The sequence below is a fragment of the Stutzerimonas kunmingensis genome, assembly GCF_021432085.1.
GTDB lineage: Bacteria > Pseudomonadota > Gammaproteobacteria > Pseudomonadales > Pseudomonadaceae > Stutzerimonas.
In genome coordinates this window covers 1,038,220-1,058,960 of sequence record NZ_CP090366.1, presented here as the reverse complement: position 1 = coordinate 1,058,960, position 20,741 = coordinate 1,038,220, and the positions used below count along the sequence as shown (strand labels likewise).

The window sequence follows — 20,741 nt, the reverse complement described above, 5'->3', positions numbered from 1 at the left end:
AATCATTGCGGCAATCTTCAGACATAATGCGGGCATTTCCTTCGATCGCGACATGACTGGACAGTCATACCCTGCTTGGGGCATAGTTTTTCCCTTCTCGCGACCAGCCACCTCGACTGATCAGCGCATACAGAAAAACAAGGAATACCGATGGCCACGTTTCTGGTCCTCCACGGGCCGAATCTGAACATGCTCGGCACCCGCGAGCCGGGCGTCTACGGCGCAGTGACGCTGGCGCAGATCAATCAGGATCTGGAGCAGCGTGCCCGAGATCGCGGACATCATCTGCTGCATCTGCAATCCAACGCGGAGTACGAACTGATCGAGCGCATCCATGCCGCGCGCAGCGAAGGCGTCGATTTCATCCTGATCAATCCCGCGGCATTCACGCATACCAGCGTCGCATTACGTGACGCGTTGCTGGCCGTGAGCATCCCATTCATCGAAGTGCACCTGTCCAATGTGCACAAGCGTGAACCTTTCCGCCATCACTCCTACTTTTCCGATATCGCGGTGGGTGTGATCTGCGGCCTTGGCGCCAGCGGCTACCGACTGGCCTTGGAGGCCGCCCTGGAACAACTCGCTGCTTCCTGAGGGGCTCGTGCACATGCCGAGCCTTGAAGAAGCGAGCAGCAATGCCCTTTGAACTTACCTGGGAGTCAATGCTTCATGGATATTCGCAAAGTCAAAAAGCTGATCGAACTGCTGGAAGAGTCCGGTATCGACGAACTGGAGATCCACGAGGGTGAAGAGTCGGTACGCATCAGCCGCCACAGCAAGCAGGTAGCGATGCAGCAGCCGATCTACGCTCAGGCTCCGGCTGCACCGGCTCCTGCTCCGGTAGCTGCGGCCGCCCCGGCTGTCGACGCTGCCCCGGCCGCGCCCAAGCTGAACGGCAATGTGGTCCGCTCGCCGATGGTCGGCACCTTCTACCGTGCGTCCTCGCCGGAATCCAAGGCGTTCGTCGAAGTCGGTCAGAGCGTCAAGAAGGGCGACATCCTCTGCATCGTCGAAGCCATGAAGATGATGAACCACATCGAGGCCGAGATCAGCGGCACCATCGAATCCATCCTGGTGGAGAATGGTCAGCCGGTCGAATACGACCAGCCGCTGTTCACCATCGTTTGAACCGCGGAGAGCCAGCGATGTTGGAAAAAGTACTGATCGCCAACCGCGGCGAGATAGCCCTTCGAGTTCTGCGCGCATGCAAGGAACTGGGCATCAAGACCGTGGCTGTGCACTCCACTGCAGACCGTGACCTGATGCACGTGTCGCTGGCCGACGAGTCCGTCTGCATCGGCCCGGCCGCCTCTGCCAAGTCCTACCTGAGCATCCCGGCGCTGATCGCCGCTGCCGAAGTCACCGGCGCCGACGGCATCCATCCCGGCTACGGCTTCCTCGCCGAGAACGCCGACTTCGCCGAACAGGTGGAGAAGTCCGGCTTTACCTTTATCGGCCCAACCGCCGACGTCATTCGCCTGATGGGCGACAAGGTATCGGCCAAGGACGCGATGAAGCAGGCCGGCGTGCCGACCGTTCCGGGTTCTGACGGCCCACTGCCGGAAGACGAGAAGGAAGCGCTGCGGATCGCCCGTGAAGTGGGTTACCCGGTGATCATCAAGGCCGCCGGTGGCGGTGGTGGTCGCGGCATGCGCGTGGTGCACAAGGAAGAGGACCTGATCGCCTCGGCCAAGCTGACCCGTAACGAAGCAGGCGCAGCCTTCGGCAACCCGATGGTCTACCTCGAGAAATTCCTCACCAACCCACGCCACGTCGAAATCCAGGTGCTGGCCGACGGCCAGGGTAACGCGATTCACCTCGGCGACCGCGACTGCTCGCTGCAGCGCCGTCACCAGAAGGTGATAGAGGAAGCCCCAGCCCCGCTGATCGACGAAGAGGCCCGCCGCAAGGTCCAGGCCCGCTGCGTCAAGGCGTGCATCGACATCGGCTACCGCGGCGCAGGCACGTTCGAGTTCCTTTATGAAGACGGCAACTTCTACTTCATCGAGATGAACACGCGCGTTCAGGTCGAGCATCCGGTTACCGAGATGGTCACCGGCATCGACATTGTCAAGGAGATGCTGCTGATCGGTGGCGGCCAGAAGCTGTCGATCAAGCAAGAAGATGTTGTCATCCGCGGCCATGCCGTGGAATGCCGCATCAACGCCGAGGATCCGCGCACCTTCATGCCCAGCCCGGGCAAGGTGAAGCACTTCCACGCGCCAGGCGGCAACGGCGTGCGCGTCGATTCGCACCTCTACGACGGCTACTCGGTTCCGCCGCACTACGACTCGCTGATCGGCAAGCTGATCACCTTCGGCGCAAACCGCGACGAGGCCATGGGCCGCATGCGCAACGCACTGGACGAGCTGATCGTCGATGGCATCAAGACCAACGCCCCGCTGCACCGCGATCTGGTGCGCGACCCCGGCTTCTGCAAGGGCGGCGTGAACATCCATTACCTGGAGAAGAAACTGGGTATGGACAAGCACTGAGCCCCGCTCGGCGCTGTACTACAGAGGCTGCCTTCGGGCGGCCTCTGTCGTTTCTGCCAGGCGCGAATCGAGCCCACGCTGGCCGCAACACGCCCCCTCCAGTAAGCTTGCCGGCTTTTACCGCGACCCCATTCGAGAGGCTTCCATGTCCTGGCTGCAGATCCGACTCGCCATCACCCCCGATCAGGCCGAAGCGCTGGAAGACCAGCTGCTGGATCTGGGCGCGGTTTCCGTGACCTTCATGGACGCCGAGGATCAGCCTATCTTCGAGCCGGATCTCAACACCACTCCGCTGTGGTCGCACACGCACCTGCTGGCATTGTTCGAAGCCGACACCGACTCGGACTCCCTGCTCGCCCACCTGCAGCTGCTGCGCGGCGGCGAGCTGCCCGAGCATCAGATCGAAGTGATCGAAGACCAGGACTGGGAGCGCAGCTGGATGGACAACTTCCAGCCGATGCGCTTCGGCCGCCGCCTGTGGATCGTCCCCAGCTGGCACGCGGCGCCGGAGCCCGACGCGGTCAACCTGCTGCTGGATCCTGGCCTGGCGTTCGGTACCGGCACCCACCCCACTACCGCACTTTGTCTCGAGTGGCTGGATGCCCAGCCTCTGCAGGGCCAGTCCCTGCTGGATTTCGGCTGCGGCTCGGGCATCCTGGCGATCGCCGGCCTGTTGCTGGGCGCCGAGCATGCCGTCGGCACCGACATCGATACCCAGGCGCTGGACGCTTCACGCGACAACGCCGAGCGCAACGGCATCGCCGCAGAGCGTTTCGCGCTCCACCTGCCTGAACAGCTGCCGGAAAAGGCTGCCGACGTGGTGGTCGCCAACATCCTTGCCGGCCCGCTGGTTTCGCTGGCGCCGCGCATCACCTCACTGGTCAAGGCCGGCGGCCGCCTGGCACTGTCCGGCATCCTCGCCGAACAGGCCGAAGAGGTACGCGCCGCCTACAGCGATGCGTTCGAGCTCGATCCAACCGCCGACAAAGATGGCTGGGTACGCATCAGCGGCGTCCGACGTGCCTGAGCAGCGCCTTGCGACCTCGCCCGCACACTTGCACAACAGGCGCCGCAGCCCCTGCCGCTGCGCGACTGGCATACGCTAGACTAGCCGGCACCTTCGCGCGGAAAGACGCATGACCAGCTTCATCACCCAGTGCCCCAACTGCAGCACCCGCTTTCGCGTCGCCCGCAGCCAGTTGCGCGCGGCCCGCGGCGCAGTGCGTTGCGGCGCCTGCATGGAAGTCTTCAACGCCGCCCATCATCTGCTGCGCGATGAGCTGGACCCAACGCAACCACTGACAACTCCCCTCGACAAGTCGATCCAGACGCAGGCTACCGAGCATCCCAGGGCTACCATGCCGGCGCCAACCGCCAAGGCCGATGAAACGCTGTGGATTCACGATGACCTGGACCTGGACAGCCTCGACCTGGACGAAGAGCTGGCCAAACTGGAGCGGCAGGAGCGCGAATTATCTCGCGACCTGCTCAGCCTCGAAGCCAACGGCGACGGGGCAACCAGGCCTCGCGATCCGCTACCGGAGATATCCTCCACGCAGGACGAAAGCTGGGCCGAGATCCTGCTGAGCGCCGAACAAGGCGTCACGCAGTCGCCGGCGAGCCCGAGCGATGAGGTGGTCAGCTTCACCCCGGTCACCTCGGAGTCTCCGCAACCGCTGAGCCCATTGGCAGCCAGTCCCACGCCGCTCGCGATCGCCGAGGCCCAGCAGGCGCACGACGAAAGGGTCGAACCTGAACTGGCAAGGCCATCGGCTTCCGAACAGCTCGCCCCTGCCGTAGATCCTGCAGCGACACGCCGCGAGCCCGACCTGCGCGACGAGCCGCTGTTCGAGCTCGACGATGAGCCACTGCAACTGGACTGGCAGGAAGCGAAGAAACCCTGGGGACGCTGGCTCGGCTGGAGCGTACTGAACCTGTTGGCACTGCTTGCGCTGGGTACCCAGTACGTTGCCTACAACTACGATGAGCTGTCGAGGCAGCAGCAGTATCGCAGCTGGTTCGAGCGTATCTGCCCGACCGTTGGCTGCGAACTGCCGGCCCTGGTCGACATTGGCCAGATCAAGAGCAGCAACCTGGTGGTGCGCAGCCATCCCGAGTTCACCGGCGCGCTGGTCGTCGACGCGATCCTCTACAACCGCGCGGCCTTTGCACAGCCGTTTCCGCTTTTGGAAATCCGCTTTGCCGACCTCAACGGCAAACTGATCGCCAGCCGCAGTTTCAAGCCCAGCGAATATCTTTCTGGAGAACTGGCAGGACAGGCCCAGATGCCACCGCAGGTTCCCATCCATATCGCCTTGGATATCCTCGACCCGGGCGCAAAGGCGGTTAACTACAGCCTGAGTTTCCATTCGCCCAAATAACGACGAGCTTGCAGTTCAGACTGCCGCCGCCGGCGCTCATCGCGCGGGCGGCGGGCGTGTCCAAACTCCCGGCGATAAGGCGACCACTGTTCAGAATTTGTTCAAAACAGCCTTTAACCCGTCATGCGTAGCGGGTATTATGCCCACCCTTTTTTGCAGTCCCGATCTACCTAACAAGCAGGCCCCAAGCAGGGAATCTTCATGTCAGCGGTACGCATCGGCCCTTACACCTTGACCAATCGATTGATCCTCGCGCCCATGGCCGGCGTGACCGATCAGCCGTTCCGCCAGTTGTGCCGCCGCTTCGGCGCGGCCCTGGTGGTCTCGGAAATGCTCACCAGCGATGTGCGTCTGTGGAACAGTCGCAAATCTCGCCTGCGCATTCCCCATGCGGACGAGCCCGAACCCCGCTCAGTGCAGATCGCCGGTGGCGACCCGCAGATGCTGGCCGAGGCGGCGCAGCGCAATGTGGAGCTGGGGGCGCAGATCATCGACATCAACATGGGCTGCCCGGCAAAGAAGGTCTGCAATAAGGCCGCCGGCTCGGCGTTGATGCGTGACGAGAAGCTGGTCGCGGATATCCTCGAAGCCGTGGTCGGTGCCGTGACCGTTCCGGTGACGTTGAAGATTCGCACCGGCTGGGATCGGCAGAACAAGAACGGCCTGACCGTCGCGCGTATCGCCGAGCAATCGGGCATCGCAGCACTTGCCGTTCACGGCCGCACCCGCGCCGACCTGTACACCGGCGAAGCCGAGTACGACACCATCGCCGCCATCAAGCAGGCGGTGTCGATTCCGGTGTTCGCCAATGGCGATATCGATTCGCCGCACAAGGCGGCCCAGGTACTACAGGCAACCGGAGCGGACGGCCTGTTGATCGGACGTGCGGCGCAGGGTCGCCCGTGGATCTTTCGCGAAGTGGAGCATTATCTGCGCACCGGCGAGCTGCTCGCGGCGCCGACGCTGGACGAAGTTGAAAGCACCCTGCTGGAGCATGTGCAGGCGCTGCATGAATTCTATGGCGAGGTGATGGGAGTCCGTATCGCCCGCAAGCACGCGGGCTGGTATCTCGCAACACTGCCGGGCGCGCGGGACTTCCGCGCCCGTTTCAATCATCTGGAAGACAGGGATGCACAGGCCTTCAGCATTCAGCAGTTCTTTGCCGAACAACGCTCAGGGCCTGGCTCGGTGGATGGAACAGAGGTGGCCGCATGACGCTGTTGAATGAAACATTGGTAAGTGGAACAACATCCGTGAGTGACAACGTGAACCTCAAGCAGCACCTGAACACGCCGAGCGAAGCGGGGCAGACGCTGCGAGGCAGCGTCGAGAAAGCGCTGCACAACTATTTCGCCCGCCTCGAAGGTGCAGACGTCACGGACGTTTACAACCTCGTACTCTCCGAAGTGGAAGCGCCGTTGCTGGAAACCGTGATGCACTACGTCAAGGGTAACCAGACCAAGGCTTCCGAGCTGCTGGGCCTGAACCGCGGCACCCTGCGCAAGAAACTCAAACAGTACGACCTGCTCTGACGCGGCAGCTGGCAGGCGCGGCTGTCCGCACCTGCCGCCTTCGCGGACTCAAGCCTGTAGCCTCTAGGAAACGTCAATGACCGACCATACCACCCGCCTTCCCGTGCGCCGCGCGCTGATCAGCGTGTCCGACAAGACCGGCGTCGTCGACTTCGCCCGCGACCTCGAAGCCCTCGGCGTCGAGATCCTCTCCACCGGCGGCACCTTCAAGCTGCTGCGTGACAACGGCATCGCGGCTGTCGAAGTGGCCGACTACACCGGCTTCCCGGAGATGATGGACGGCCGGGTGAAGACCCTGCACCCGAAGATCCACGGCGGCATCCTCGGCCGCCGCGACCTGGATGGCACAGTGATGGCCGAGCATGGCATCGCGCCGATTGATCTGGTGGCGGTCAACCTCTATCCGTTCGCAGCCACGGTGGCCAAGCCCGGATGCACCCTGCCGGACGCCATCGAGAACATCGACATCGGCGGCCCGACCATGGTCCGCAGCGCGGCGAAGAACCACAAGGACGTCGCCATCGTGGTCAATGCCGAGGACTACGCGGCAGTGGTCGACAACTTGAAGAACGGCGGGCTGACCTACGCCCAGCGCTTCGACCTGGCGCTCAAGGCGTTCGAGCACACCGCCGGCTACGACGGCATGATCGCCAACTACCTGGGCGGTATCGACCAGAGCACCGAGCAGCTCAGCACCGAAAATCGCAGCCTGTTCCCGCGCACCTACAACATGCAGTTCATCAAGGCGCAGGACATGCGCTACGGCGAGAACCCGCACCAGCAGGCCGCCTTCTATGTCGAAAAGCCGGACGAAGCCTGCGTCGCCACTGCCAAGCAACTGCAGGGCAAGGAGCTGTCGTTCAACAACGTGGCCGACACCGACGCCGCGCTGGAGTGCGTGAAGAGCTTCACCAAGCCTGCCTGCGTGATCGTCAAGCATGCCAACCCCTGCGGCGTCGCCGTGGTACCGGAAGATGAAGGCGGCATCCGCAAGGCCTACGATCTGGCCTACGCCACCGACAGCGAGTCGGCGTTCGGCGGCATCATCGCCTTCAACCGCGAGCTGGACGGCGAAACCGCCCAGGCCATCGTCGAGCGTCAGTTCGTCGAGGTGATCATCGCACCCAGGGTCTCTCAAGCCGCGCGCGACGTCGTCGCCAGCAAAGCCAACGTGCGCCTGCTCGAGTGCGGCGAATGGCCGGCCGAGCGTAGCCCGGGCTGGGACTACAAGCGCGTCAACGGCGGCCTGCTGATCCAGAGCCGCGACATCGGCATGATCACCGAAGCAGACCTGAAGATCGTCACCCAGCGCGCGCCGACCGAGCAGGAAATCCATGACCTGATCTTCGCCTGGAAAGTGGCCAAGTTCGTCAAGTCTAACGCCATCGTCTACGCCAAGAACCGCCAGACCGTCGGCGTTGGTGCCGGCCAGATGAGCCGCGTCAACTCCGCGCGCATCGCCGCGATCAAGGCCGAACATGCCGGCCTGCCGGTTCCGGGTGCGGTAATGGCCTCGGACGCCTTCTTCCCGTTCCGCGATGGCATCGACAATGCGGCCAAGGCCGGCATCACCGCGGTGATCCAGCCGGGCGGCTCGATGCGTGACAACGAAGTGATCGCCGCGGCTGACGAAGCCGGCATTGCCATGGTGTTCACCGGCATGCGCCACTTCCGCCACTAAGGTGACATGGCCGCGCTGAAACGCCCGTCTGCGGCGTTGGCGGCGGACTCGCCGATGCTCATTGCCATCGAGGCAACTGCGCTCGTCGAGCCCCCCGCCGCCTTGCATCCAGACGCTTCATCGCGACCCGAAAGATTCGAATACGCCGGGCACAGCCCGACACCAGACTCGTAGGGTGGAAAACCGCGCAGCGTTTTCCACCGATGGGCCGCAAGCCCCTCCCCCAGGAGAGACACATGAATGTACTGATCATCGGCAGCGGCGGCCGCGAGCACGCCCTGGCCTGGAAGGTCGCGCAGGATCCACGCGTTGCCAAGGTCTTCGTCGCCCCGGGCAACGCCGGCACCGCCACTGAAGCCAAGTGCGAGAACGTCGCCATCGACGTTCTGGCCATCGAGCAACTGGCGGATTTTGCCGCTGCCAACGTACAACTGACCATCGTCGGTCCGGAAGCACCGCTGGTGAAGGGCGTAGTCGACCTGTTCCGTTCGCGCGGCCTGGACATCTTCGGACCGACCGCCGCCGCCGCGCAGCTGGAAGGCTCCAAGGCCTTCACCAAGGACTTCCTGGCGCGCCACGCGATTCCCACTGCCGACTACCAGAACTTCACCGAAGTCGAGCCGGCATTGGCCTACCTGCGTGAAAAAGGCGCGCCGATCGTCATCAAGGCCGACGGCTTGGCCGCCGGCAAGGGCGTGATCGTCGCCATGACCCTGGCCGAAGCCGAGGAAGCGGTGCGCGACATGCTCTCCGGCAACGCCTTCGGCGACGCCGGCGCGCGCGTAGTCATTGAAGAATTCCTGGATGGCGAAGAGGCCAGCTTCATCGTCATGGTCGACGGCGAGAACGTGCTGCCGATGGCCACCAGCCAGGACCACAAGCGCGTCGGCGACGGCGACAGCGGCCCGAACACCGGCGGCATGGGCGCCTATTCGCCGGCTCCGGTGGTCACCGCCGATGTGCATAAGCGCGTGATGGACGAGGTGATCTACCCGACCGTGCGCGGCATGGCTGCCGAAGGCAATGTCTACACCGGCTTCCTGTACGCCGGACTGATGATCGACAAGGCCGGCAAGCCCAAGGTCATCGAGTTCAACTGCCGCTTCGGCGACCCGGAAACCCAGCCGATCATGGTGCGCCTCGAATCCTCGCTGGTGCTGCTGGTCGAAGCCGCGCTGGCCAAGGCGCTGAACAAGGTCGAGGCGACCTGGGATCCGCGCCCGACCGTCGGCGTGGTGCTGGCTGCTGGCGGCTACCCGGGCGATTACGCCAAGGGCGATGTGATCGAAGGGCTGGACGATGCCGCTGCGCTGGATGGCAAGGTGTTTCATGCCGGTACCGCTCTGAACGACCAGGGCCAGGTCGTCACCGCCGGTGGCCGCGTGCTTTGCGCAACGGCCATCGGCCGCACCGTCTCCGAGGCGCAGCAGCAGGCATACCGTCTGGCGGAAAAAATCCTCTGGAATGGCTGTTTCTATCGCAAAGATATCGGCTATCGCGCCATCTCCCGGGAGCTGGGCGACAGCTGAGCGTAGCCAGGCGCCAGGAATGCGTGCGGCGCCAAGTTTTATCGCTGCCGCACGCATTACAGGCCGACAAAGGCATGGCTATAATCGGCCGTCACACACATGAACGGACTTCTCAAGTGGGTCGGCTCCGGATTGCCATCGCTGTTTTCTTCGGCCTGCTGCTGATCAACCTGATCCCGCTTCCGGCCCTGGCGTCCATTACCCAGTCGCCGCCCTCCCCAGCACTATCCGCTCCACCCAATTCCGTGCCACAGAACTGGCGCATGCTGATCGACCAGTCGGGAGGGCTTACGCTCGACGAGGTGGTTTCCCAGCGCGCACTGTTCCAGCGTCTCGAAAAACTCTCCTACAGCGCTCCGGCCAGCGACCGAGCCGTCTGGCTGCAGGTCAGCCTGCCGTCACTGACACGACCGAAGTGGCTGTGGCTGTTTGCACCGCGAGTGCAGTATCTGGACTTCTACCTGCTGCGTGACGGCAAGCTCGAGCAGCATACGGCGACCGGGGAACTTCGCCCCTTCAGCGCCCGGCCACTGCCCAACCGGGCGTACCTGTTCAGCCTTCCCAATGACGGGCAGCCACGCGAGGCCTATATCCGCCTGCAGTCCAGCCATCCGGTGATGACCTGGTTCAAGACCATCGATGAAGCCGGCCTGGTCAGCCTGAGCAAGCCTGCCTACCTATTCGGCGCGCTCTTCGGAGCACTGGCCTTGTTGATGATCTACAACCTGCTGCGCTTTGCCTACACGCTCAGCTACACGCATATCTGGCTGAGCCTGCTGCACGGCGCCCTGCTGGCCTGCGCCATGGCCAATCTCGGGGTCATGGCGGCGTGGCTGCCCTGGCTGACCTACAGTCAGCCGCTGATCGCCGACCTGTCGGCGATGGCCGCCAGCGCCGCGCTGCTCGGCTACACGCTGGGTTTCTTCCATCACCGCAGGCGAACCTGGATCACCTGGCTGTTGGGCATCGAACTCAACCTGGTACTGGCGCTGGCAGCCAGCATCCTGCTCGGTCAGTGGCCGTGGTACAGCTGGCTGATCTATTCGCTGGTGCTGGCCGCATCGTGCAGCACTCTGTTCGTCGCGATCTATCACTGGCGCCAGGGCTATCAGCCGGCGCGCCTGGTGGTGGCCGGAACGACCCTGTTCAACGTAGGCATGATCTTCTTCATGCCCATGTTGCTGGGCTTCGACCAGCTCGACCCGGGCTGGCTGACTGGCGGCCTGTTCAGCCTCGCGACCCTCGCAGGGCTACTACTCAGCTTTGCCCTGCTCGAACGTCAACGGCAGCGCCAGACCGACAGCCGCACCCAATTCACCGCAGCGGCCGTCAGCAGCGCGGAACTCAAGACCAAGGCCGATTTCCTGTCCAAGATCAGCCATGAACTGAGAACGCCAATGAACGGCGTGCTGGGCATGAGCGAGTTGCTGCTGGGCACATCGCTGTCGGCCAAGCAACGCGACTACGTCCAGACGATTCATAGCTCCGGCAACGAACTGCTCAATCTGATCAACGAGATTCTCGACATTTCCAAGCTGGAATCTGGCCAGATCGAGCTGGATGACGTGCAGTTCGATTTCAACGCGCTGATCGAAGACTGTCTGAGCATCTTCCGCGCCAAGGCCGAACAGCAGAAGGTCGAGCTGATCAGCTTTATCCAGCCGCAGCTGCCGCAGGTCGTGACCGGCGATCCGACCCGTCTGCGCCAGACCCTTCTCAACCTGCTGGAGAATGCCTTCAAGCAGACCGACGAGGGCGAGGTGCTGCTGATCGCCGCGGTCGACGGACCGCCCGAGAGCCCGCGCCTGCGCATCACCGTGCAGGATAGTGGGCGTCCACTCGAGGCGTACGAGCGCGACGCACTGCTCAATGCCGCAGTCGACAGTCATGACTTTCTTGCGGCGACACGCCATGGCGGGCGCCTGGGGCTGATCATCGCGCGCCAGCTGGTGCAACTGATGGATGGTGATTTCGGTATCCAGACTGGCACCAGCCAGGGCAACACCTTGTGGATCAGCCTGCCGCTGGCCAGTGAAGGGCTGGCGCAGAGCAATGCCGACCTGGACGGGCCACTGCAAGGCACTCGCCTGCTGATCGTCGATGACAACGACACCTGCCGCAAGGTACTGGTCCAGCAATGCAGCGGCTGGGGCCTGGAGGTTAGCGCCGTTGCGTCGGGCAAGGAGGCGTTGGCCCTGCTGCGGACCAAGGCGCACCTCAAGGAATACTTCGATGTGGTCCTGCTCGATCAGGACATGCCCGGCATGACCGGTATGCAGCTGGCGAGCAAGATCAAGGAAGATTACAGCCTCAACCATGACGTCCTGCTGATCATGCTCACCGGCATGAGCAGCGCACCGAGCAAGATCATTGCGCGCAATGCGGGTATCAAGCGCATCCTCGCCAAACCGGTCGCCGGTTACACGCTGAAGACCACCTTGGCTGACGAACTCGCGCAGCGCCAGCCGGGCACCCAGCAGCGCCAGGCAACGGTGCCGCAGAACCTGCCCGCGCTCGAAGTCCCTAGTGACTTCCGCATCCTGGTCGCCGAGGACAACAGTATTTCCACCAAGGTTATCCGCGGCATGTTGAACAAACTCAACCTGCAACCGGACACCGCCTGCAACGGCGAAGAGGCGCTGGAGGCGATCAAGGCGCAGCCGTATGACCTGGTCCTGATGGATTGCGAGATGCCCGTGCTCGACGGCTTTCAGGCCACCCACCAGCTGCGTGAATGGGAAGTCAGGAATGCGCGCCGGCGTACTCCCGTCGTTGCCCTGACTGCGCATATCCTCAGCGAGCACCGCGACCGCGCGCGAGAAGCAGGCATGGACGGTCATATGGCCAAGCCGGTGGAACTCTCGAACCTGCGCGAACTTGTCGACCACTGGGTTCGCGTCAAGCAGGCAGAGAGCGTCGACTGACCGCGCCCTACCGTCCCCGCAGGCTTCCAATCCCTGACAACAGTCGACATCCCCATCTCCAGGCAAGCACCGCACTGGCACCGCTTCTACATCCCCTGCACCACATGCACAGCATCGCCTCAGGCTACCGATGCCCAGACGACCGCCCAGGCATCGGCGCTCTCCTGCGGGATACCAATCCAAGCGGAACCTCCTCCTGCCGGTCCGAGCGAGAAGACCACTCGGGTGAAAAACTGAACAAAACCGGCCGCCAGCTGCCGATTGTTTGACGATTCGAGAACAGGTGGAGGTTTGGCATGGCGGTCGATCAGGGATGAGTGTGCTTCAGCGCAAGACGTGGCCAATCCTCTTCCATCAAGGAGCCACGTGATTATGAAGCGGAGCGATGTCGCCTGGACCCTCATCGGAGTCCTGGCCGTGCTGCTGTCCGGCTACCTGCTGTACCACGAAGTGCGCAACATCTCGCTCAGCGAGCTTACCGACAGCCTGCAGGCGATCGGCGCGCGGCGTTGGCTGCTGGCCGCGCTGTCGACCCTGGGCGCCTATGTCGCGCTGGCCTGGTACGACCGCATCGCGATGGCTCATCTGGGCAAGAAGATGTCCTGGTGGTTCATCGCACTCTGTTCCTTCACCACCTACGCGCTGGCGCACAACATCGGCGCATCGGTGTTTTCCGGCGCCCTGGTGCGCTATCGCGCCTACCGCAGCCGGGGCCTGACGCCCCAGGAAATCGGCATCCTGATCGTCTTCTGCTCGCTGACCTTCGCGCTCGGCACCCTGCTTGCCGGGGGTGCCGTGCTGATTCTGAAACCGCAGCTTCTTCATCGGGCTGTCGATAGCGACAGCTGGGTATCCATCGCCGTCGGTTCGACCCTGCTCATGCTGGTCGCGCTCTATGCGTTCGGCGCATGGCGTCAGTTGCCACCGTGGCGGCTGGGAAAATGGCACATCGAGTACCCGCGACTGCCGATCGTCGGCCGTCAGCTGCTGGCGGGCCCGCTTGAGCTGCTCTGCGCCGCGGCGATCATCTACTTCGCGCTGCCGCCGGAACACAGCCCGGGCTATCTGACCGTCCTTGGCGTATTCCTCGCCTCCTTCACCCTGGCATTGCTGTCCCACGCACCCGGCGGGCTCGGTGTGCTGGAGCTGACCTTCGTAGCCGCCCTTCCGGAAATTCCCACGGTGGATGTGCTGGCAGCACTCATCGTGTTCCGCGGTTTCTATCTGCTACTGCCCTTCGCTCTAGCCATGATCGTCGTACTGATATTCGAGTACGGCCAATGGCGCGCGAAACGCAGCGCAGCGTCCGAACATTGATGCTGGGGAAACGATACCAATCGCCATCCCGACGAAGATGGTATGGCGAATGACCGCAACACAGGCGATCATGCAACCCTCTCCAGACCAACCCGATGTCATGACCGATACCGACCAGACCCACGCCGAACACAAACCGCGCCCGCTAATCGACCTGGCCGTCAGCATCCTGATTCCTTCGCTGATCCTGATGAAGCTAAGTGGTGAAGACCGCTTCGGCGCCGATGGTGCACTGCTGCTTGCCCTGGCCTTTCCGCTAGGCTGGGGGCTGTGGGAGCTGGCCAAATACCGCAAGTTCAACTGGATAGCCCTGCTCGGCCTGATCAGCGTGCTGCTGACTGGCGGCATCGGGCTGCTTCAGCTCGATACTCAGTGGCTCGCCATCAAGGAAGCAGCGGTTCCCGGCATCATCGGCATCGCCGTGCTGGCCTCGACGCGCACCCGCTACCCGCTGATTCGCACCCTGCTGTACAACCCCAAAGTGCTCAACGTGGACAAGATCCACGAACAGCTCGAGCAAAACGGCCAGGTCGAACACTTCGAAACGCGGCTGCTGCGGGCGACCTACCTGCTCAGCGGCACCTTCTTCTTCTCGTCGTTCATGAATTACGTGCTGGCCAAATGGATCGTCAACAGCCCCGCCGGCAGCGAAGCCTTCAACGCCGAACTGGGCCGCATGACCCTGCTCAGCTACCCGATGATCGCCATTCCCAGCATGTTGATGATGATGGCGATCTTCTTCTACCTCTGGCGCACCATCCACGGGCTGACCGGCCTGCGACTCGAGGACATCATGGCAACCTCGGCGCAGGAACCGCGCAGCTAACAAATAGTCGCGCATGAAAAAGGCCGGCGGGCTTGCGCCGGCCGGCCTGTCGCCCCTGCTCGTCAGAACAGCAGCTTGAATATCCCGATCACCACGATCAGGCCGATGATGAAGATGATGCCTGCGGTCCCGCCGATGAATTTCAACATGCCGTGCTCTCCGGTTTTTTTTCAGGTCTGTGATTTTTGTGACAGTCCTGTCCCGGAGCCGTTCGTCAAAACAGCAGCGGAGCCCTAATCGCTGACTAGCCAGCAGCAAGCAGCATCCATAGCGGCAGGCTGATGACTGCAGTCACGGTCGAGAGAAACACGGTCGAGCTTACCGCTCGCGTGTCCTCGGAATGCTTGACGAACGCCAGCACGTTAACGCCGCTCGGGCAGGCTGCAAGCAGCACCAGCACGTTGCGTGCATCCTGATTCAGCCCTGGCAGCAACCCGCTCAGCCACCAGACCAGTGCCGGAAACGCCGCCAGTTTGACCAGCGTCAGCAGCAGCGCCGTCCCGTTTGGCCGCAGGCGATAGCGCGACAGGCTGATGCCCAGCACCATCAGCGCACAGGGCAATGCCGCCTGCGCCAGCCATACAGCGACGCGCCAGAGCGGCTCGGGCAGCTCGAGCCCGGATAGATTCAACAGGGCACCGAGCACCAGACCGATGATCAGCGGATTCGCCAGATTCCTCAGCAGCGCCGGAGCGCTGACCTTGTCGCCGTCACCCAGTGCCGCGTAGAAGCTCTGCAGCGAGAACAGGACGAGACTGTGAAACACCAGGATGGCGAACACATAAACCAGGCTTTCAGCGCCAAGCAGCGTGGTCACCAGCGGGATGCCGACCAATACGTTGTTCGAGTAGGCGGCCGTAAGACCAAGCGGAGTGGCGCGCCCGGCGCGGCGGTGAGCGACCAGATTGACCAGCAGGAACACCAGCAGCACCGGTACGAAATAGGCCAGCAGGAGCATTGGCGACATGCCGTTACTCAGCTCGGCGCGGGCGATCCCGGTAAACAGCACTGCCGGCATGAACAGCTTGAAGGTGACACTGGCCAGCCCGGCCGCTCCTTCGTTGTTGAGCCATTGCCGCCAGCCGAACAGATAGCCGAGCGTGATCAGACCGAAGATCGGCAGTATTGCCAACACCACTACCATGCTGCGCCCCTTCTAGAGCCGAACGTCAGGCCACGCCTTGGCGCGGGGGCGCAAGAATACACCGGAGGTCAGGGAAATCGCACGGCGCCGGGTAACTGCCGTGCACTTTCTGTCAGGCGCGGGAGGACCGCTCACGGCTGATCGCCGGGTGCTCCTGCTGACGCAGGATCGCCAGCACATCGGCCAGGTCGTCCTGCCAGTGACGGGGCGCGAGGCCAAAGGTCGACTCGAAGCGGCTGCAGTCAAGCACCGACCAGGCCGGCCGCCGGGCGGGAGTCGGGTACTGCGCCGTGGCAATCGGCGACACCGTCGGCTGCCGCGAGATCAGCCCGGCGCCTTCGCCCTGACGGAAGATTTCCACGGCGAAGTCATACCACGAACAAGCCGGTACGCCGCTGTAGTGGTACACCCCCCAGGCGAGATCCGCGCCGGCTGCGTAGCGGCGTGCCAGTTCGAGCAACACCGAAGCGATGCTGCCAGCCTGGGTCGGGCAGCCTATCTGGTCGCTCACCACACCAAGCGCATCGCGCTGCTGGGCGAGCCGCAGCATGGTCTTGACGAAGTTGTGCCCGTGCACGCCGTAAACCCAGCTGGTGCGAAGGATCAGATGCGATTGCAGACGCCCTCGGATCGCTTCCTCGCCCGCCAGCTTGCTCGCTCCGTAGACGCCGGTCGGACCGGTTTCGTCGCTCTCGGTATAGGGGCGATCGGCCTCACCGGAGAACACATAGTCGGTGGATATATGGAACAACGGAACGCCAGCGTGCTCGGCCGCCTCGGCGAGGTGGCGCGCGCCGTCGCGGTTCACCGCATAGGCCTGCTCACGATGAGATTCGGCATTGTCCACATGGGTATAGGCGGCCGCATTGATGATCAGCCCAGGACGTTGACGCATCACTGCCGCAACCTGCTCGGGTTGCGCGATATCCAGCTGGGCCCGTGCAGGCGCCAGCACCTCCAGCCCGAAACTTGCTGCCCGTTCCACCAGTTCTCGACCCACTTGGCCGCCGGCACCGCAAACGAGGATTCGCATTCTTTGTAGCCTCATCGACGACGCCCGCGCCAGGCGCGAGCGTCCGAAATTAGTTTCATCCACGGCGCTACACGCGCATCAGAGATGTCGCGCTGACGCCGCAGGAGCCATCGAAAACGGGCTGGAACGCGTCGTAACGCCGCGTCGAACAGCGGAGCAGAGCCTTCCCGTGAGTGATGGATGTGGTTTCCAGCCTCGTTGAGGCCAGACGAAAGGCGCTTTGTTCCCGAGCCGGGCAGAAAAATTTTCCAACCGTCACGACCGTCCACCCATCAGAGCAATACCGGCAATCGGCCAGTAATACGCAACTCCTCGACGGAAATATCGACGCCGTAAGCCAGTACTTCCACGCCTGCCGCCTGCGCTTCCCGCAGCGCAGCGGCATAGGCCGGATCGATCTCCTCGGCCGGCCGCACTGCTTCGATGCCGCTCAAATTGACGCAGTACAGCTGCACCGCACGCACACCGGCACGGGCCAGCGTCGCCAGCTCACGCAGGTGCCTGGCGCCGCGTGTCGTTACGGCGTCGGGAAAGGCCGCCACTGGCGTTTCGGCAAAGCCGAGGGTGACACTCTTCACCTCGACGAAGGCGGCAGTCCCGGCGTAGTCGAGACGAAAATCCACCCGGCTGTTCTCCACGCCATAAGCCACCTCGCGCTTGAGCGTCGTGAAACCGGCCAGCTCGGCAATCTGCCCGTTCAGCAGCGCCTCCTCGACCAGCGGATTGGCCCGCGCCGTGTTCACGCATGCCAACCGCCCCTGCGGGGTTTCGACCAGCTCCCAAGTCCCCGGCAATTTGCGCCGTGGATCGCTGCTGCGCTGGAACCACACTCGCGCACCCTCGCCCATGCAATTGAGCATCGAGCCGGTGTTGGGGCAGTGGATGCACAGCGCTTCGCCCTCGTCGGTGATGATATCGGCAAGAAAACGCTTGTAGCGCCTGACCAGTCGCCCCTGCTCCAGCGGTTGCGCAAAACGCATCAGGATTGCCAGCTGCGCAAGCCGCGGGCAATGCGCTCGACAGCCTGTTCCAGGCGCGGCAGGTCCTGGGTGTAGGCGAAACGCACATGATGTCCGGCCTGGAAACGACCGAAATCCAGGCCTGGGGTGATCGCGACGAACTCCGTTTCCAGCATGTGCTGGCAGAACGCATAGGCATCGCCGCCAAAGGCGCTGATGTCGGCGTACAGATAGAACGCGCCCTGCGGCTCGACCGCGATACCGAAGCCAAGCTCCCGCAAGGCTGGCAAGAGGAAATCACGGCGGAGGGCGAACTCGCCGCGGCGTGCCTCAAGAATCTCCAGCGTCGCCGGCTGGAAACACGCCAGGGCCGCGTGCTGAGCCATGCTCGGCGCGCTGATGTAGAGATTCTGCGCGAGCTTTTCCAGCTCCGGAACCGCAGCCGGCGGGGCCACCAGCCAGCCCAGGCGCCAGCCGGTCATGCCGAAATATTTGGAGAAGCTGTTGAGCACGAAGGCGTCGTCGTCGACTTCCAGCACGCTTGCCGCGTCCACGCCATAGGTCAGCCCGTGGTAGATCTCATCGACCACCAAATGGCCGCCACGCGCTTTCAGCGCTGCCGAAAGCCCAGCCAGCTCCTGGCGATCCAGCAGCGTCCCGGTCGGATTGGCCGGCGACGCGACCAGCGCACCGACGCTGTCGCGATCCCAGTAGCGCTCGACCAGTTCCGGGGTCAGCTGATAACGAACCTCCGGGCCGACCGGCACCAGTTGCGCAGCGCCCTCCACCAGTCGCAGGAAGTGTCGGTTGCACGGATAACCTGGATCGGCCAGTAGCCAGTGTTTGCCAGGATCCACCAGCAGGCTGGCAGCCAGCAGCAACGCGCCGGAACCACCGGGCGTAATCAGGATGCGTTCGGGGTCAATGGTTAATCCATAGCGCTGCGCGTAAAAGCCGGCGATTGCCTCACGCAACTGCGGCAGGCCGCGGGCGGGTGTGTAGCGCGTATGCCCAGCGGCCAGCGCGGCTTGACCTGCAGCCACGATGGGCGCTGCGGTGGTGAAGTCCGGTTCGCCGATTTCCAGATGAATGACGTCGTGGCCTTGAACTTGCAGTTGGTTGGCCCGCTCCAAAAGCGCCATGACGTGGAAAGGTTCGATTGCGCGGCTGCGCGCACTGTATGACGAGGTCATCTGACCTTCCTGTTGAGAACGAAACGTGAATTCTACCCAAGGTCCCGATACCGCTGCAGTTACTGTTGGATTCGGGAGTAGCGCGCCCCGATCCGATCTGGTAAGTTCGCCCGCTTGCAGCCGCAGGGCCGGCACGGGCCGGCAAGGGACAAATCATCCTGCGCAATGGACATAGCGAGAGGCGTTCATCCATGCCCATTACCAAAGAAACACCGTCGAGCAAGCAACTGATTCGCGCCTTCGAGCCCTATAAGGAAAGCAAGGGCGAGGAATACATGAGCGACAATATGCGCGCCCATTTCACCGGCATCCTGAACAAGTGGAAACAGGAGCTGATGGAAGAGGTCGATCGCACCGTGCACCACATGCAGGACGAGGCTGCCAACTTCCCTGACCCGGCCGACCGTGCCAGCCAGGAAGAAGAGTTCAGCCTGGAACTGCGCGCCCGCGACCGCGAGCGCAAGCTGATCAAGAAGATCGACGAGACGCTGCAGCTGATCGAAGACAACGAGTACGGCTGGTGCGATTCCTGCGGCGTCGAGATCGGCATCCGCCGACTGGAAGCCCGCCCTACCGCTACGCTCTGCATCGACTGCAAGACGCTGGCGGAGATCAAGGAAAAGCAGATCGGTTCCTGATCCCGAACGGGGCGCTTCGGCGCCCCGCTTCATTTCCAGGCTCTGCAGCGTTTCATCCGCCCCGCCATCCCAGATAGCGCCGGCCCCAACATGCCCTTTCCTGCCCCGTCCCAAGCCCATCGCTACGTCGGCCGTTTTGCCCCGACACCCAGCGGCTATCTGCATTTCGGCTCACTGGTGGCCGCCCTCGCTTCCTATCTTGACGCCCGCGCGGTCGGCGGCCGCTGGCTGCTGCGCATGGAAGACATCGACCCGCCACGGGAGATGCCCGGCGCCCAGCGAGCCATCGTCGAAACGCTGTCGAGCTACGGATTCGAATGGGACGGCGAAATGTTGCGCCAGAGCGAGCGTCAGGTCGCCTACGGCGCCGCCATCGAGCGCCTGCTGGATGCAGGCTTGGCGTATGCCTGCACCTGCTCGCGCAAGCAGCTCGAAGACTATCCGGGCCCCTACCCGGGTTTCTGCCGCAACGCCGGCCACGGTCTCGACGCCGCCGCCATACGCCTGCAGGTGCCTGATCGCGAGTACGGCTTCACCGACCGCGTGCAGGGCGAATTCCGCCAGCATCTGGGTCGCGAGGTCGGCGACTTCGTGATTCGCCGTCGCGACGGCTTGATCGCCTATCAGCTGGCGGTGGTGCTGGATGACGCGTGGCAGGGAGTAACCGACGTCGTACGCGGTGCCGATCTGCTCGACTCCACGCCGCGCCAGCTGTACCTGCAGGAAGTGCTCGGTCTACCCCAGCCGCGCTATCTGCACCTGCCGCTGATCATCCAGCCGGATGGACACAAGCTGGGCAAGAGTTACCGCTCGCCACCCTTGCAGCCTCACGAGGCCAGTTCGCTGCTGCTGCGTGCTTTGCGCGCACTGGGCCAGCAACCGCCCACAGAGCTGAACGACGCACTGCCAGCCGACATCCTCGCCTGGGCGGTGCCGCACTGGGACGCTCAGCGCATCCCTCGCACACGGACACTGGCCGAATCGCAGCTGCGCTAGGCGGATTGCCACGCTGCGCCAGCTTTTGCCTGCCGCAGGTGGCTTGCCGCCCGCCGCTGCTCTACCATCGCCCCACTTCCGACACGAGACCCG

At 63.4% G+C, this 20,741-nt stretch carries 19 protein-coding genes; 14 read left to right on the top strand and 5 right to left on the bottom strand.

From position 1 onward, the window contains the following. Positions 1–150 precede the first annotated feature (150 nt). The 12 genes from aroQ to LW136_RS04830 all read left to right on the top strand — a co-directional run bounded on the left by aroQ (position 151) and on the right by LW136_RS04830 (position 14,685). Entirely contained in the window at positions 151–594 is a 444-nt protein-coding gene (gene aroQ / locus LW136_RS04885; RefSeq protein WP_014819270.1) for a type II 3-dehydroquinate dehydratase, read from the top strand. Positions 595–669: 75 nt separating this feature from the next. After that, entirely contained in the window at positions 670–1,128 is a 459-nt protein-coding gene (gene accB, locus LW136_RS04880; RefSeq protein WP_042924288.1) for an acetyl-CoA carboxylase biotin carboxyl carrier protein, read from the top strand. A gap of 17 nt (positions 1,129–1,145) precedes the next feature. Next, on the top strand, positions 1,146–2,495 hold the full coding sequence (gene accC, locus LW136_RS04875) for an acetyl-CoA carboxylase biotin carboxylase subunit (RefSeq protein ID WP_015275919.1): 1,350 nt from the start codon (positions 1,146–1,148) through the stop codon (positions 2,493–2,495). 145 nt (positions 2,496–2,640) lie between these two features. Further along, positions 2,641–3,522, top strand: a complete 882-nt coding sequence (gene prmA / locus LW136_RS04870; protein WP_234174724.1) for a 50S ribosomal protein L11 methyltransferase — start codon at positions 2,641–2,643, stop codon at positions 3,520–3,522. 109 nt (positions 3,523–3,631) lie between these two features. Further along, complete coding sequence (locus LW136_RS04865; RefSeq protein ID WP_234174723.1) at positions 3,632–4,876, top strand: DUF3426 domain-containing protein; 1,245 nt, start codon at positions 3,632–3,634, stop codon at positions 4,874–4,876. A 201-nt stretch (positions 4,877–5,077) separates the two neighbouring features. After that, positions 5,078–6,091, top strand: coding sequence for a tRNA dihydrouridine synthase DusB (gene dusB / locus LW136_RS04860; protein WP_042924294.1), 1,014 nt, complete (start codon positions 5,078–5,080; stop codon positions 6,089–6,091). Further along, entirely contained in the window at positions 6,088–6,408 is a 321-nt protein-coding gene (gene fis, locus LW136_RS04855) for a DNA-binding transcriptional regulator Fis (RefSeq protein WP_003279911.1), read from the top strand. The genes dusB and fis overlap by 4 nt, the downstream gene beginning before the upstream one ends. A gap of 76 nt (positions 6,409–6,484) precedes the next feature. Next, positions 6,485–8,089 carry a bifunctional phosphoribosylaminoimidazolecarboxamide formyltransferase/IMP cyclohydrolase gene (purH, locus tag LW136_RS04850; protein WP_234174722.1) on the top strand — a complete coding sequence of 535 codons (1,605 nt, stop codon included), beginning with the start codon at positions 6,485–6,487 and terminating at the stop codon, positions 8,087–8,089. A gap of 236 nt (positions 8,090–8,325) precedes the next feature. Continuing rightward, a complete protein-coding gene (gene purD / locus LW136_RS04845; protein WP_234174721.1) occupies positions 8,326–9,618 on the top strand; it encodes a phosphoribosylamine--glycine ligase in 1,293 nt (430 codons plus the stop codon). 116 nt (positions 9,619–9,734) lie between these two features. Then, the gene (locus LW136_RS04840) at positions 9,735–12,542 is read left to right on the top strand and encodes a hybrid sensor histidine kinase/response regulator (RefSeq protein WP_234174720.1); all 2,808 of its coding nucleotides are present in this window, start codon (positions 9,735–9,737) and stop codon (positions 12,540–12,542) included. A gap of 369 nt (positions 12,543–12,911) precedes the next feature. Next, positions 12,912–13,859, top strand: a complete 948-nt coding sequence (locus LW136_RS04835) for a lysylphosphatidylglycerol synthase transmembrane domain-containing protein (protein WP_230358420.1) — start codon at positions 12,912–12,914, stop codon at positions 13,857–13,859. Positions 13,860–13,959: 100 nt separating this feature from the next. Beyond that, positions 13,960–14,685 carry a VC0807 family protein gene (locus LW136_RS04830; RefSeq protein WP_312947617.1) on the top strand — a complete coding sequence of 242 codons (726 nt, stop codon included), beginning with the start codon at positions 13,960–13,962 and terminating at the stop codon, positions 14,683–14,685. 62 nt (positions 14,686–14,747) lie between these two features. Here LW136_RS04830 and LW136_RS22890 read toward each other — a convergent pair whose 3' ends face one another. The 5 genes from LW136_RS22890 to LW136_RS04810 all read right to left on the bottom strand — a co-directional run bounded on the left by LW136_RS22890 (position 14,748) and on the right by LW136_RS04810 (position 19,014). Continuing rightward, positions 14,748–14,834, bottom strand: a complete 87-nt coding sequence (locus LW136_RS22890; RefSeq protein ID WP_443977743.1) for a small membrane protein YohP — start codon at positions 14,832–14,834, stop codon at positions 14,748–14,750. A gap of 95 nt (positions 14,835–14,929) precedes the next feature. After that, complete coding sequence (locus LW136_RS04825; RefSeq protein WP_090523134.1) at positions 14,930–15,829, bottom strand: AEC family transporter; 900 nt, start codon at positions 15,827–15,829, stop codon at positions 14,930–14,932. 112 nt (positions 15,830–15,941) lie between these two features. After that, the gene (rfbD, locus tag LW136_RS04820; protein WP_230358406.1) at positions 15,942–16,862 is read right to left on the bottom strand and encodes a dTDP-4-dehydrorhamnose reductase; all 921 of its coding nucleotides are present in this window, start codon (positions 16,860–16,862) and stop codon (positions 15,942–15,944) included. Between the two features lie 272 nt (positions 16,863–17,134). Beyond that, positions 17,135–17,842, bottom strand: coding sequence for a DNA/RNA nuclease SfsA (gene sfsA, locus LW136_RS04815; RefSeq protein ID WP_023446145.1), 708 nt, complete (start codon positions 17,840–17,842; stop codon positions 17,135–17,137). After that, positions 17,842–19,014, bottom strand: a complete 1,173-nt coding sequence (locus tag LW136_RS04810) for a pyridoxal phosphate-dependent aminotransferase (protein WP_230358405.1) — start codon at positions 19,012–19,014, stop codon at positions 17,842–17,844. The genes sfsA and LW136_RS04810 overlap by 1 nt, the downstream gene beginning before the upstream one ends. 191 nt (positions 19,015–19,205) lie before the next feature. Between LW136_RS04810 and dksA the strand changes: the two genes are divergently transcribed. Further along, the gene (gene dksA / locus LW136_RS04805; protein ID WP_230358404.1) at positions 19,206–19,652 is read left to right on the top strand and encodes an RNA polymerase-binding protein DksA; all 447 of its coding nucleotides are present in this window, start codon (positions 19,206–19,208) and stop codon (positions 19,650–19,652) included. 90 nt (positions 19,653–19,742) lie between these two features. After that, a complete protein-coding gene (gene gluQRS / locus LW136_RS04800; protein ID WP_090523125.1) occupies positions 19,743–20,648 on the top strand; it encodes a tRNA glutamyl-Q(34) synthetase GluQRS in 906 nt (301 codons plus the stop codon). Positions 20,649–20,741: the final 93 nt, after the last annotated feature.

Coding starts and splice junctions, on each gene's coding strand:
- fis (WP_003279911.1), top strand. CDS start 6,088: ATGACGCTGTTGAATGAAACATTGGTAAGTGGAACAACATCCGTGAGT.
- dusB (WP_042924294.1), top strand. CDS start 5,078: ATGTCAGCGGTACGCATCGGCCCTTACACCTTGACCAATCGATTGATC.
- gluQRS (WP_090523125.1), top strand. CDS start 19,743: ATGCCCTTTCCTGCCCCGTCCCAAGCCCATCGCTACGTCGGCCGTTTT.
- LW136_RS04825 (WP_090523134.1), bottom strand. CDS start 15,829: ATGGTAGTGGTGTTGGCAATACTGCCGATCTTCGGTCTGATCACGCTC.
- dksA (WP_230358404.1), top strand. CDS start 19,206: ATGCCCATTACCAAAGAAACACCGTCGAGCAAGCAACTGATTCGCGCC.
- purD (WP_234174721.1), top strand. CDS start 8,326: ATGAATGTACTGATCATCGGCAGCGGCGGCCGCGAGCACGCCCTGGCC.
- purH (WP_234174722.1), top strand. CDS start 6,485: ATGACCGACCATACCACCCGCCTTCCCGTGCGCCGCGCGCTGATCAGC.
- LW136_RS04865 (WP_234174723.1), top strand. CDS start 3,632: ATGACCAGCTTCATCACCCAGTGCCCCAACTGCAGCACCCGCTTTCGC.
- LW136_RS04830 (WP_312947617.1), top strand. CDS start 13,960: ATGACCGATACCGACCAGACCCACGCCGAACACAAACCGCGCCCGCTA.
- LW136_RS04810 (WP_230358405.1), bottom strand. CDS start 19,014: ATGACCTCGTCATACAGTGCGCGCAGCCGCGCAATCGAACCTTTCCAC.
- accC (WP_015275919.1), top strand. CDS start 1,146: ATGTTGGAAAAAGTACTGATCGCCAACCGCGGCGAGATAGCCCTTCGA.
- LW136_RS22890 (WP_443977743.1), bottom strand. CDS start 14,834: ATGTTGAAATTCATCGGCGGGACCGCAGGCATCATCTTCATCATCGGC.
- rfbD (WP_230358406.1), bottom strand. CDS start 16,862: ATGCGAATCCTCGTTTGCGGTGCCGGCGGCCAAGTGGGTCGAGAACTG.
- aroQ (WP_014819270.1), top strand. CDS start 151: ATGGCCACGTTTCTGGTCCTCCACGGGCCGAATCTGAACATGCTCGGC.
- accB (WP_042924288.1), top strand. CDS start 670: ATGGATATTCGCAAAGTCAAAAAGCTGATCGAACTGCTGGAAGAGTCC.
- prmA (WP_234174724.1), top strand. CDS start 2,641: ATGTCCTGGCTGCAGATCCGACTCGCCATCACCCCCGATCAGGCCGAA.
- sfsA (WP_023446145.1), bottom strand. CDS start 17,842: ATGCGTTTTGCGCAACCGCTGGAGCAGGGGCGACTGGTCAGGCGCTAC.